Source organism: Micrococcus sp. M4NT (assembly GCF_033790745.1).
Classification (GTDB): Bacteria; Actinomycetota; Actinomycetes; order Actinomycetales; family Micrococcaceae; genus Micrococcus.
Map to the genome: position 1 here is coordinate 39,255 of NZ_JAMYEH010000008.1, position 12,190 is coordinate 51,444.

Annotated in this window: 10 protein-coding genes; 4 read left to right on the plus strand and 6 right to left on the minus strand. The window is 72.9% G+C overall.

Annotated elements, in window-relative coordinates; genetic code table 11:
* Positions 1-21 precede the first annotated feature (21 nt).
* The 4 genes from NJC10_RS06845 to NJC10_RS06860 all read left to right on the plus strand — a co-directional run bounded on the left by NJC10_RS06845 (position 22) and on the right by NJC10_RS06860 (position 4,111).
* Positions 22-951 (plus strand): MetQ/NlpA family ABC transporter substrate-binding protein, encoded by a 930-nt coding sequence (locus NJC10_RS06845; protein WP_319075469.1) that lies wholly within the window; start codon positions 22-24, stop codon positions 949-951.
* A gap of 180 nt (positions 952-1,131) precedes the next feature.
* Positions 1,132-2,565, plus strand: coding sequence for an LLM class flavin-dependent oxidoreductase (locus NJC10_RS06850; RefSeq protein ID WP_319075471.1), 1,434 nt, complete (start codon positions 1,132-1,134; stop codon positions 2,563-2,565).
* Positions 2,566-2,618: 53 nt separating this feature from the next.
* On the plus strand, positions 2,619-3,344 hold the full coding sequence (locus NJC10_RS06855; RefSeq protein ID WP_319075472.1) for a Tat (twin-arginine translocation) pathway signal sequence: 726 nt from the start codon (positions 2,619-2,621) through the stop codon (positions 3,342-3,344).
* On the plus strand, positions 3,344-4,111 hold the full coding sequence (locus NJC10_RS06860; RefSeq protein WP_319075474.1) for a hypothetical protein: 768 nt from the start codon (positions 3,344-3,346) through the stop codon (positions 4,109-4,111). The genes NJC10_RS06855 and NJC10_RS06860 overlap by 1 nt, the downstream gene beginning before the upstream one ends.
* Positions 4,112-4,185: 74 nt before the next feature.
* On the opposite strand, the gene NJC10_RS06865 is transcribed toward NJC10_RS06860, so the two are convergent.
* From NJC10_RS06865 to purS, 6 genes are all read right to left on the minus strand, one after another.
* Positions 4,186-4,590 carry a YtxH domain-containing protein gene (locus tag NJC10_RS06865; protein ID WP_248116492.1) on the minus strand — a complete coding sequence of 135 codons (405 nt, stop codon included), beginning with the start codon at positions 4,588-4,590 and terminating at the stop codon, positions 4,186-4,188.
* Positions 4,591-4,707: 117 nt separating this feature from the next.
* Positions 4,708-7,197 carry an HAD-IC family P-type ATPase gene (locus NJC10_RS06870; protein WP_319075476.1) on the minus strand — a complete coding sequence of 830 codons (2,490 nt, stop codon included), beginning with the start codon at positions 7,195-7,197 and terminating at the stop codon, positions 4,708-4,710.
* 214 nt (positions 7,198-7,411) lie between these two features.
* Positions 7,412-8,248: a hypothetical protein gene (locus tag NJC10_RS06875; protein ID WP_319075477.1), complete on the minus strand. Its 837-nt coding sequence runs from the start codon at positions 8,246-8,248 to the stop codon at positions 7,412-7,414.
* Positions 8,249-8,514: 266 nt separating this feature from the next.
* On the minus strand, positions 8,515-10,821 hold the full coding sequence (purL, locus tag NJC10_RS06880; protein ID WP_319075478.1) for a phosphoribosylformylglycinamidine synthase subunit PurL: 2,307 nt from the start codon (positions 10,819-10,821) through the stop codon (positions 8,515-8,517).
* Positions 10,818-11,615 carry a phosphoribosylformylglycinamidine synthase subunit PurQ gene (purQ, locus tag NJC10_RS06885; RefSeq protein WP_248116496.1) on the minus strand — a complete coding sequence of 266 codons (798 nt, stop codon included), beginning with the start codon at positions 11,613-11,615 and terminating at the stop codon, positions 10,818-10,820. The genes purL and purQ overlap by 4 nt, the downstream gene beginning before the upstream one ends.
* Entirely contained in the window at positions 11,615-11,893 is a 279-nt protein-coding gene (gene purS / locus NJC10_RS06890; RefSeq protein ID WP_298710481.1) for a phosphoribosylformylglycinamidine synthase subunit PurS, read from the minus strand. The genes purQ and purS overlap by 1 nt, the downstream gene beginning before the upstream one ends.
* Positions 11,894-12,190 lie beyond the last annotated feature (297 nt).

The window sequence follows — 12,190 nt, forward strand, 5'->3', positions numbered from 1 at the left end:
GACCTCATCAGGAGGCACCCCTTGCCGCGTTCCACTCCGTCCACCACCGGCCACGACCACGGGTTCACCCTGCGGCGGCGCACCGACCGCCTCCCCTGGACCGTGGCCGCCGTCGCCGCGATCGTCGCCCTGGCTCTGGGGGTCATCCTGATGCGGGGTGCGGCCCATCCGGCGGTGGCCGCCGGCGGATCGGCGGCGGCCGTCGACCGGCCCCTGCGGGTCCACTACGAGCCCGCCATGGCAGGCGAGGAGCGCATCCTCGAGTACGTGGCGGCGGAGATCGCGCCGCAGCACGGTGTCACCATCGAGCCGGTCGGGATCGCGGACTCGGTCCAGGCGAACCGCGCGGTGGCCACGGGTGAGGTGGACGCCACCATCTTCGAGCACCAGTGGTACATGAAACAGGTGGCGGACGGGAATGGGTTCGACCTGACGCCCACCACGGAGCTGTACCAGTGGGCGTTCGGCCTGTACTCCTCCCGCTACGACTCCCTGGACGGCGTCCCCGCCGGGGCCGTGGTGGCCGTGCCCACGGACCTCGCGAACCAGGGGCAGGCGTTGTGGCTGCTCCAGCGTGAGGGCCTGATCGAGCTGGACCCGTCGATCGAGCCGCGCACTGCCCGCCTCAAGGACGTCACCGCGAACCCCCGCGGCTTCGACTTCCAGGAGATCGACCTGCTGTCCATGCCGCGGACCCTGGACTCGGTGGACGTCGCCGTCGGATACACGAACCTGTTCGACGCCGGCAAGGTGAGCCGGGACAAGGGGATCCTCTTCCCGGACCCGCCCCGGAGCTTCGCCTCCCGCCTGATCGTCGCCACCGACGCCGTGGAGTCGCCGGAGACCAAGAAGCTGCAGGAGGTCTTCAGCGACCCGAAGTTCAAGGAGTACCTCGAGACCACCGACGATCCCCTGGTCGCCGGCGTGCTCACCCCCGTCTCCGAGGACTGACCCGTCGGGCACCCCGCAACCCCGGGTCACACGCCGGCGGCCGCGCGGCCCTCCCTGCAGGGCGCGGCGAAGGTGACGTTCCGCGCGCCTCGCCGCCACCCCGAATTGCCCCCCGCATCGGCCGGGGCTGGACTGAGCGTCCGACCTCTTCTGCCCTCCACTCCCGAAGGACCTCCTGCCATGACCACCGAGAACACCGCCCAGCCCGCCGTCCCCGCCGCCCCCCCGGCCCCGGGCCGCGGCCGCGAGCTCCTCTTCAACGCCTTCGACATGAACTGCGTGGCCCACCAGTCGCCGGGCCTGTGGCGCCATCCGGACGACCATGCCCGCGACTACAACACGCTGGGCTACTGGACGCACCTGGCCAAGACCCTTGAGCAGGGTCTCTTCGACGGCCTGTTCATCGCGGACGTGCTCGGCCCCTACTCCGTCTACGGGGGCACCTCCGAGGCCGCCATCCGCACTGGTGCGCAGACCCCGGTCAACGACCCGTTCCTGCTGGTCTCGGCCATGGCCGCCGTCACCGAGCACCTCGGCTTCGGGGTCACCGCCGGCACCGCCTACGAGCACCCGTACCCGTTCGCCCGCCGCCTGGCCACGCTGGACCACCTCACGGGCGGCCGCGTGGGCTGGAACGTCGTCACCGGCTACCTGCCCTCGGCGGCCCAGAACATGGGCCAGGACGACCAGATGGAGCACGACGAGCGCTACGAGCACGCGGACGAGTACCTCGACGTCGTCTACAAGCTCCTCGAGGGCTCGTGGGAGGACGACGCGGTGGTCTACGACAAGGAGACCGGCGTGTTCGCGGACCCGGCCAAGGTCCACGACATCGCCCACGAGGGGACGTGGTTCAAGGTGCCCGGCCATGCCGTGACCGAGCCCTCCGCGCAGCGCACCCCCGTGATCTACCAGGCCGGCGCCTCGACGCGCGGCCGCGCCTTCGCGGGCAAGCACGCCGAGGCGGTCTTCATCAACTCCCCCACGAAGGAGCTGGCCAAGGCCACCACCGCGAAGATCCGCCAGGCCCTCGTCGAGGCCGGCCGCGACCCCTACGACGTCAAGGTCTTCGCCATGCAGACCGTGGTCACCGGCGCCACCGACGACGACGCCCGCGCCAAGTACGACGACCTCGCCCAGTACGTGGACCCGCTCGGCGGCCTCGTGCTGATGTCCGGCTGGATGGGCATCGACCTCTCGCAGTACGAGCTGGACGAGCCGATCGGCGACGTGCAGTCCAACGCCATCCAGTCCGCGGTGGAGACCTTCCAGAAGGCCTCTGGCACGGACGAGGAGTGGACGGTCCGCAAGCTGGCCGAGTGGGTGGGCATCGGCGGCTTCGGCCCGGTGATCGTGGGCGGCGGCGCATCGGCGGCCCGGCAGCTGGCCGAGTGGGCAGACGAGACGGACGTGGACGGCTTCAACCTGGCCTATCACATCACCCCCGGGACGTTCGAGGACGTCGTGGAGCACGTGGTGCCCGAGCTCCAGCGTCTGGGCCGCTACAAGACCGCGTACACGGACGGCACGCTGCGCCACAAGCTCTTCGGTCGTGGCGACCACCTCCCGGAGGGCCACCACGGGGCGTCCTTCGCGCTGCGCCGTCGTCGGTAAGGTGAGGCGCGAGGACCGCGGGCCCACCCCGCGGCCGCACCGAGGAGGAGAACATGCAGCGCAGACGTGCCGTCCACGCGGCGGGACTGGGGCTCATCGGCGCCCTGGCCCTCGCCGGGTGCGCGTCGGATCCCCAGCCCGGGGGTGAAGCCTGGAAGCAGGCCCGCACCCAGCTCGACGAGGCGGACTCGGTCCGCCTCTCCACCGCGTACACCACGGGACGCCAGGGCCCCAGCGTGGTCACGTGGGACATCGCCGGCACGCTCGACGGCGGCAACGCCACCTCGACCGCCACCATGGGCGTGGGGGAGGACTCCCGCATGGTCGTGGACACCCGCACCGTGGGCGAGGACGTCTATGCGCGCGTCAGCACGGAGGGCCAGGACGTCCCCGCGCAGGTGCGCGCCGCGTACGGCGACGACGGGTGGAAGCGCCTCCCCGCGGACCAGGCGCAGGCCCAGGCGAACCCGCTGCGCACCGAGCTGGACCGGATCGCCCTCCCCGCCGCGGACGCCCTCGAGGGTGCGGACGTGGAGCCGGAGGAGGTCGAGCTCCAGGACGGCCACGCCCAGCGGTACGCGGTGCCGGCCGACGTCGCGGGCGCGGCCCAGGCCGCCGCGGGCGAGGGCGAGCCCGTCCGCGTGCGCTCCTTCACGGTGGATGAGGACGGCTCCCTCGTGGGCCTGCAGGTGGAGGCCGCGAACGCCCTCCAGCAGTACGAGCTCAGCGACTGGAACGCGATCGACCCGGCCGAGGTGCCGGAGGAGGTGTCCGAGTGATGCGTGGCGACCTGATGAAGCGGCGCGGCGCGCGCCGGGCCCTCCCGCTGGCCGTCCTGGGGACGGGGGCGGCCCTGCTGCTCTCGGGGTGCGGGGCTGACGGCGGCGACGCCCCCGAGGCGTGGGCGAAGGCCCGCACCCAGCTCGAGCAGGCCGACTCGGTCCGCATGGTCACCGAGCTGCGCGCCGGCGCGCAGACGTCCGCCGGCGCCACCGTGCCGGACTCCACGGACATCTCCGGGTCGACGTCGGGAGAGGCCTTCCGCTACGTGAGCGAGTTCCGCGACGGCGCGTACACCACGCGCGACGAGAGCCGCACCGTGGACGGGCGCACCTTCTCCCGCTTCACGCTCGAGGAGCGCGGCGGCGTGGCCGGGGAGGACCCCGAGTACGCCGAGAAGTGGACCGCGGCCGAGGCCACGGGCGACCCGTCCGCACAGGGCATGGGGGCCATGGTGGACTCGCTGCTGGCGGCGCTGCCCGCCGGCGACGGCCTGGACGGCAAGGAGGCGGACGCGGACACCCTGCGCCGCAGCGGCCAGGACGCCGTGCGCTACGTGCTCGACGTGCCGGCGAGCGGGGAGGGCGGCGGCGTCGCGCTGCGGGCCTTCACCGTGGCCCAGGACGACGGCGAGCTGCTGACCGTGGAGACCGAGTCCGCGGGCACCGGGGCCGTCACCACGTTCTCCGAGTGGAACGCCGTGCCGCCCATCGAGGCGCCGGCCGAGGATGCGATCGCCGAGCCCGCCGCGGCACCCGCGACCTGACCCTCGACGGACGCGACGCGGCCCGCCGCCCCGGAGGGGGAGGCGGGCCGCGTCGTCGGTCCGGGGTGCGCGGGTCAGCGGGCCGTGGGGCCCTCGTCGCCGAGCGGGGTGGAGGGATCCGAGATGAAGTCCGGATCGGCGCCGGTCGCGTTGGCCGCCTGCACGTTGTCGTTGTTGGACTCGGTCACGCGCTGGTCGGCGAAGGAGTCCTCCGAGCGGCTCGCGCGGTCATCGCCCTTGAGCGCGTCCTTCTCACCCGCGCCGACCTTGGCGGCGAGGTCCTGGACCTTGTCCGAGTTCTTCACCTCGGCGAACTTCTGCTGAGCGGTCTCCTGCACGTGTCCCACCTTCTCCTGGGTCTTGGGGTCGTTCCAGAGCTTCTGCGCGTTCTGGGACATCTTGTCGAGGTTCTGGCGGCCCTCGCCGGAGGCGAGGAAGTAGCCGAGGGCGGCACCGAGGCCGAGAGTGAGCCAACGCATGGTGTTCTCCTTCTGTGTCTGACGGTCAGATCTGCCCCGCTGCGGAGGGCCCACCCGGAGGAGGTGCCGTTCCACAGTGGAATCACGCCCTACTCTCGCCCCGCCGAGGGCACAGCGTCAACGTCTCAGGGGCACCGTGCGCTCCCCATGACGCCGGTGCACCCGGTGGATCGCCTCGATGCCTGCGCACGCGAGCCCGGCGATCACCAGGGACGCGGTGAGCACGTCCGGGGCAGGGACCTCGAGGACGTGGTACCAGCGGGAGGCCGGCACGAGCACCACGAGGGCGAGCACCGCGTACATCGCGGCGATCAGCACCGCCGTGCCGCGGGTGAGCGGCCGCGCCATGGTGCTGAGGACCCAGAGGCCCGCCAGCGTCAGGGTGATCATGGCGGCGGTCTGCAGCTGCGCCGTGCCCACCTCGCCCGCGGCCCGGTTCCGCACGTACCAGCCCAGGGCCAGCATGGCCGCGAGGATCACCGCGCCGCTGGGCAGGGCGAACCGCAGCGCACGCCCGAGGAACCCCGGCACGTAGCGCCGGGCGTTGGGCAGCAGCGCGAGGAAGAACGTGGGCGCGCCGATCATGATGAGGTCCACCGTGGAGGCCTGCCGGGGCAGCAGCGGGAACGGCCAGGCCAGGAGGGAGAACACCACGCCGAGCAGCAGCGCATACGTGGTCTTCGTGAGGTAGATGTGCGCCAGGCGCTCCATGTTGGCGATCACCTGGCGCCCCTCCGCGAGCACAGCCGGCAGGCGGTCGAAGCGCCCGTCGAGCAGCACCATCCGGGAGACGGCCTTGGTGGCGGATGCGGCGTTGCCCATCGCGATCCCGAGGTCGGCGGTCTTCAGCGCGAGGGCGTCGTTGACGCCGTCGCCCGTCATGGCCACCACGTGGCCGCGGCTCTGCAGGGCCGCGACCATGGCCCGCTTCTGCTCCGGGGCGACGCGGCCGAACACGCTGTGGGCCTGCATGACCTCCGCGAGCTCCTCCGGATCCGAGGGCAGGGTGCGCCCGTCCACGGCGTCGCCGGGCACGTCCACACCCACGGTGCGGGCGACGGCGGCCACCGTGCGCGGACTGTCCCCCGAGATCACGGCGATCCGCACCCCCTGATCCCGGAAGTACCCCAGGGTCTGCGCGGCGTCCGGGCGCACGTTCTCCTGGAACGTGAGCACGGCGGCCGGATCCCGGCCCGCGGGGAGCTCCTCGCCGACGGGCGCGGCGTCCGCGCGGCACAGCAGCATGGTGCGCAGCCCGCGGTCCGCGCTGTGCGCGCAGCCCGCCCCGACGGCGTCGGTGCGCTCCGGGCCCAGGTGCGCGGCGTCCAGCAGCGCCTCGGGGGCGCCCAGCAGCCACGTCCCGGCGAGGCCTGGGGCGTGGGCGTCGGCGTCTGGACCGAAGACGACGGCGGACCAGCGCCGGGCACTGGAGAACGGGACCGCGGCGATCGGGATGGGCACGGGCGCGGCGGCGAACGGCTCTCGGAGGGCGGCCGCCGTCGGGTTGGCGTCCGGGTCCGCACCGAACCAGGCCAGCGCCGCCCGGGTGGCCGGGGAGATCTCAGCCCTGATGCCAGGCGCGGCACCGGCGTCCCCGGCGTGCGGCGGGCTGGCGCCGTGGAAGCTCACGCCGCCCTCCGTGAGCGTGCCGGTCTTGTCCAGGCACACGGTGTCCACGCGGGCCAGGACCTCCACGGCGGGCTGCTCCTGGATGAGGACCTCGCGCCGGGCCAGCTTGAGGGCGGCCACGGCGAACGAGATGGTGGTCATGAGCGCCAGGCCCTGCGGGATCATGCTGGTCACGGCGGCCACGGACGCGATCAGCGCGGGCTCGAGCGTCTCCTCGCGCGGGGCGGAGAGCGCGCGTCCCCAGCCGCCGGCCGCGGTGACCTGGCCGTTCACGATCACGGCGATGATCGGCACCAGGGCGATCGTGAGCCAGCGGGCCACCTTCTCGAGGCCCTCGCGCAGCTCCGAGTGGATCGCCCGGTACTTCCTGGCCTCGGCGCCGAGGCGGGCGGCGTGCGAGTCGGGGCCCACGGCGGTCGCGCGGACCAGCCCGGTGCCCGCGACCACGGAGGAGCCGGAGAGCACGGCGTCGCCGGGGCGCTTGGGGACGGGGTCGTTCTCCCCGGTGAGGAGGGCCTCGTCGAGGTCCAGGCCCTCCGAGGCGAGCACCTCGGCGTCCACGGGCACCTGGTCGCCGCGGCGCAGCACCACGACGTCGTCGAGCACGATCTGGACGATCCGCACGGGGACGCGCTCCCCGTCGCGGACGACGAGGGCGTCGTCCTGGTTCAGCAGGGCGATCCGGTCCAGGGTGCGCTTGGCGGAGTACTCCTGCACCACGCCGATGACCACGTTGGCCACGGCCGCGAGGCTGAAGAGGAGGTCGAACCAGCGGCCCAGCAGGACCACCACGAGCGCGCACAGGCCGATGGCCAGGTTGAACAGCGTGAGCACGTGCACGCGCAGGATGGTGGCGAGGCTGCGGGAGGTGTCCCGCGGCTGCGCGTTCGTGAGACCGGCCGCCTCCCGCTCGGCCACCTCGGCGTGGGTCAGCCCACAGATCGGATCGGCCCGCAGGCGCACGCTCGCATCGGTCACCCCATGAAACTAGGGGGACGGGCCGGGGGGGCACATCCGCCCCAGGGTGGATCTCGGCCCCTGCCCACCCCACCCTGAGTCCCCCGCGCCGCCGCCTCGCTCAGCCCCCCCACGCGACGAGCCCTGCGTCGTCGCTGCCATCCGGGGCGGATGACGGCGACGACGCAGGGCTCGTCAGAGGCGGGCTCAGCCGCCGGGTCAGGCGTGTGTCAGATCAGGCGTCGACGCGGCGGCCGACGCCGTTGCGCACCTCGGTCTCGCGACGGTGCACGGCGCGGGCGCCGGCCACACCGGCGAGGGAGGACACGAGCGCGCCGAGAAGCAGGCCGCCGAAGGTCCACCAGGCGCCCTGGGCGATCTCGTCGCGGTTCTCCTCGAACGTGCGCTGCGCGTCGTTCGCGGCCTGCTCGGCCTGGGTGCGGGCCTGGTCGATGTCCTGCTGGTCGACCTGCTGACCGGCCTCCTGCGCGTCCTGCGTGGAGATGTCGGTGGCCTGGGCGGCGGTGTTGGCCACGCCGCCGATCACGCCGCCGATGCCGCCGATCACGGACGAGCCGAGCAGCGTGGCGGCCAGGATGAGGCCGACGAGGGAGGTGGCCCAGGTGGCGAGGCCGTGCAGCAGGCCGCTGCGCACGCCGAGCGCGCCCGCCACGAAGCCGGCGGCGGCGAGGCCGAGCACCAGCGTCACGAGCGCCCAGATGCCGGTGGCCGTGCCGCCTGCGGCGCTGAGGCCCAGGGCGGTCGCGAGGACGCCCAGCAGCACCAGCACGGCGAGGAAGGTCATGACGCCGGCGAAGATCGCGCCCCACGAGACGTTCGAGGAGCGGCGGCCGTAGTCGGTGCCCAGCCACGAGTCCCGGGCGGCGTCGTCGTGACGGGCCGCCTCGACGTGGGGGGCGGAGGAGCCGTGGTCCGGCGTGCCGACCGTCTCGGTGCGATGCGTGGTCTCGGTGACGTGCGGGCCCTCGGTCGGCACGGTGCGGACGGACTCGACGGTCTCGTTCGGGCGGGCTGCGTCTCCGTGACGCGGCGGGGTGCTGTTCGTGGACATGGTCATCCTTTCAAGGCGGGGAAGCGCGCCGTGCTTTCCACGGCGGCAAAAGAGACCGCGATCGTTGGCTGACTGAACATCACCAGGCTCTCCGGTCTCCGTCCACAGTCTCAACACGCGGCCCGGGGGGTTCGGCAACACCTGGCCGCTCCCGGATGCGGACGGATGACACGGTCCCGGCATGAGGACGAGCCCTGCGTCGTCGCTGCCATCCGGGGCGGATGACGGCGACGACGCAGGGCTCGTCACAGGGGTGGGGCGCCCGCTCAGCCGAAGTGCTTCGGCAGGGTGGCCTCCCAGGCCTCGCGCAGCTCGGCGATCGGCAGCTCGAACCCGCCCTGCACCTCGAGGGCGCCGGACTCCACGTCCACCACGCCGATCCGGGTCACGGTGTAGCCGCGCGCGGTGGTCATGTCGTTGAAGCGGACCTCCTCGGTGCGCGGCACGGACACGACGGCGCGGCCCTGCGTCTCGGAGAACAGCGCGGTGAACAGGTCCACGCCGTCGCGGCGGAGGACCTCGTCCAGCACGATCCGCGCGCCGACGCCGAAGCGCAGCACCATGTCCGCCAGGGTCGCCGCGAGGCCGCCCTTGGAGACGTCGTGCGCGGCGTCGATCATGCCGTCGCGCGAGGCGTTGACCAGCAGCTCGCCGAGCAGGCGCTCCTGCTCGAGGTCCACCTTCGGGGGCGTGCCGCCCAGGTGGCCGCGCAGGTTCGCGAACTCGGAGCCGTCCAGCTCATCGCGGGTGACGCCGAGCAGGTAGACCGCCTGCCCGTCCGCGTCCCGGCCGAAGCCCGAGGGCGTGCGGCGCGCGACGTCGTCGAGCTGGCCCAGCACGCCCACGGTGGGGGTGGGATGGATGGCGACGCCGCCGGTCTGGTTGTAGAGCGAGACGTTGCCGCCGGTGACGGGCACGCCGAGCACCTGGCACGCATCGGCGAGGCCGCGGACGGCCTCGGCGAACTGCCACATCACCTCGGGGTCCTCGGGGGAGCCGAAGTTGAGGCAGTCGGTGACGGCGAGCGGCACGGCGCCCACGGTGGCCACGTTGCGGTAGGCCTCCGCGAGGGACAGCTGCGCGCCCGCATACGGGTCGAGGTACGCGTAGCGGTCGTTGCAGTCCGTGGCCAGGGCCACGCCCATGCCCGTCTCCTCGTCCACGCGGACCACGCCGGCGTCGTCGGGGGAGGCGAGCGCGGTGTTGCCGCGCACGTACCGGTCGTACTGCCGGGTGATCCAGGAGACGTCCGCCATGTTGGGGGAGGCCATCAGCTCGACGACGGCGGCCTTGAGCGCGTCGCCGTCCTGCGGCAGGTCCTGGCCGGCCGCGGAGGCACGGAACGTGTCCGCCTGGAGCGCATCCTGGAAGGAGGGGCGGTGGTACGGGCGCTCGTACACGGGGCCGTCATGGGCCACGGTGCGCGGGTCGACGTCGACGATGACCTCGCCGTCCCACGTGATGACGAGGCGGCCGTCGCCGGTGACCTCGCCGAGCCACGAGTACTCCACGTCCCACTTGGCCATGACGGCCTCGAACGCCGCGACGTTCTCCGGCGTCACGACGGCCATCATGCGCTCCTGCGACTCGGACATGAGGATCTCGCCCGGGGTCAGCGTGGAGTCGCGCAGCAGCACGTCGGTCAGCTCGACGCGCATGCCGCCCTCGCCGTTGGAGGCGAGCTCGGAGGTGGCGCAGGAGATGCCCGCGGCACCGAGGTCCTGGATGCCCTCCACGAGGGAGCCGTGGAACAGCTCGAGACAGCACTCGATGAGCACCTTCTCCGCGAACGGGTCGCCCACCTGGACGGAGGGGCGCTTGGCGGGCTTGCCGCCGGCGTCGAAGGACTCCGAGGCCAGCACGGACGCGCCGCCGATGCCGTCGCCACCGGTGCGGGCGCCGAAGAGCACCACCTTGTTGCCGACCCCGGACGCGTTCGCCAGGCGCAGGTCCTCGTGCTTGAGCACGCCCACGGCGAGCGCGTTCACGAGCGGGTTGCCCTGGTAGGAGGCGTCGAAGGAGACCTCGCCGCCGATGTTCGGCAGGCCGAGGCAGTTGCCGTAGCCGCCGATGCCGGAGACGACGCCGTGCACCACGCGGGCGGTGTCCGGGTGGTCGATCGCGCCGAAGCGTAGCGGGTCCATGACGGCCACGGGGCGGGCGCCCATCGAGATGATGTCGCGCACGATGCCGCCGATGCCGGTGGCCGCGCCCTGGTAGGGCTCCACGAAGGAGGGGTGGTTGTGCGACTCCACCTTGAAGGTCACGGCCCAGCCGTCGCCGAGGTCGGTGACGCCGGCGTTCTCGCCGATCCCCACCATGAGGTTCTTCTTCATCTCCTCGGTGAGCTTGTCCCCGAACTGGCGCAGGTGCACCTTCGAGGACTTGTAGGAGCAGTGCTCCGACCACATCACGGAGTACATCGCGAGCTCCGCCGCGGTGGGGCGGCGGCCCAGGATCTCGCGGATCCGCGCGTACTCGTCCTCCTTGAGGCCGAGCTCCGCCCACGGCTGGGCGACGTCCGGGTTCGCCGCGGCGTGCTCCACGGTCTCGATGTTGAACTGCTGGCTCATGCGGCGCCTCCCCGGCTCGCGAGGGTGGTCAGGACGGAGGTGAAGAAGCCCAGGCCGTCGGTGCCGGCGCGCACGCCGTCCGCGGTGTCCGGGCCGAAGCCGGCCTCGACGGCGTGCTCCGGGTGCGGCATCAGGCCCACCACGTTGCCCGCCGGGTTGGCCACGCCCGCGATGTCGCGGCGCGAGCCGTTGGGGTTCCAGCCCTTGTAGCGGAACACCACGCGGCCCTCGGCCTCGAGGGCGTCGAGGGTGGCGTCGTCGGCCACGTACTGGCCGTCCTGGTTCTTCAGGGGCACGGTGATGGTCTGGCCCGGCGCGAAGTCGCGGGTCCACGCGGTGTCCGTGGACTCGACCGTGAGCTCCTGGTCGCGGCAGATGAAGTGCAGGTGGTCGTTCTTGATCATCGAGCCCGGCAGCAGGTGGGACTCCGTGAGGATCTGGAAGCCGTTGCAGATGCCGAGCACCGGGAGCGCGTCCGCGCCGCCCTGCGGGCCGCCGGCCGCCTCCGCGATGGCGTCCATCATGGGGGCGAAGCGGGAGATCGCGCCGGCGCGCAGGTAGTCGCCGTAGGAGAAGCCGCCGGGGACGACGACGGCGTCCAGGCCGGACAGCGCGGCCTGCGGGTCCGCGTCGGCGTGCCACAGGGCCACGGCCTCCGCGCCGGCGAGGCGGATCGCGCGGGCGGCGTCGACGTCGTCGAGCGTGCCCGGGAAGGTGACGACGCCGATGCGGGCGCCGGACAGGGGAGTGGCGGGCGTCGAGTAGTCGCCGATGAGGGGGAGGTCCGCGGCCATCAGGCGTGGGCCTCGTCGTCGGTCCCCGCCTCGTCGACGAGCTCGACGTTCACGACGTCCTCGATCACCGGGTTGGAGAGCATCTCCTCGGCGGCCTTGCGGGCGGCGGTCAGGATCTCGTCCGTGACCTCGCCGTCCACGGTGAGCTCGAAGCGCTTGCCCTGGCGGACCTGGCTGAACTGGGTGAACCCGAGGCGGGGCAGGGCCCCGTTGATGGCCTTGCCCTGCGGGTCGAGGATCTCGGGCTTGGGCATGACGTCGACGACGATGATGGGCATGACACGCTCCTGGGTGCGGGATGGACGTGGCGCGGGAGGGCCCGCGAGGCTGAGGTCGCGGAGCGTGACGGGGTCGATGCCGTCTCACGCCCGGTTCCGAGCGCTCCGCGAGCTTGCCGCCCCAGTCTACGCGGGCGGGTGATTCTTCGGGTCGGTGGACATGGACGGGATCTGTGGCCTGGACGCAGATTCCGTCCATCTCATCAGACCGTCCGGCGTTCCCCTGCCGGACCGGAAGCCAGCGTCGATCTCGCTGGCACTGAGCACCGGCCTGGAGCTGGGAGTGGTGCTCGCCGT

Excerpts from the sequence above, each read along its gene's own strand:
- NJC10_RS06875 (WP_319075477.1), bottom strand. The coding sequence starts at position 8,248 with ATGTCCACGAACAGCACCCCGCCGCGTCACGGAGACGCAGCCCGCCCG.
- purL (WP_319075478.1), bottom strand. The coding sequence starts at position 10,821 with ATGAGCCAGCAGTTCAACATCGAGACCGTGGAGCACGCCGCGGCGAAC.
- NJC10_RS06865 (WP_248116492.1), bottom strand. The coding sequence starts at position 4,590 with ATGCGTTGGCTCACTCTCGGCCTCGGTGCCGCCCTCGGCTACTTCCTC.
- purS (WP_298710481.1), bottom strand. The coding sequence starts at position 11,893 with ATGCCCATCATCGTCGTCGACGTCATGCCCAAGCCCGAGATCCTCGAC.
- NJC10_RS06850 (WP_319075471.1), top strand. The coding sequence starts at position 1,132 with ATGACCACCGAGAACACCGCCCAGCCCGCCGTCCCCGCCGCCCCCCCG.
- purQ (WP_248116496.1), bottom strand. The coding sequence starts at position 11,615 with ATGGCCGCGGACCTCCCCCTCATCGGCGACTACTCGACGCCCGCCACT.
- NJC10_RS06855 (WP_319075472.1), top strand. The coding sequence starts at position 2,619 with ATGCAGCGCAGACGTGCCGTCCACGCGGCGGGACTGGGGCTCATCGGC.
- NJC10_RS06860 (WP_319075474.1), top strand. The coding sequence starts at position 3,344 with ATGCGTGGCGACCTGATGAAGCGGCGCGGCGCGCGCCGGGCCCTCCCG.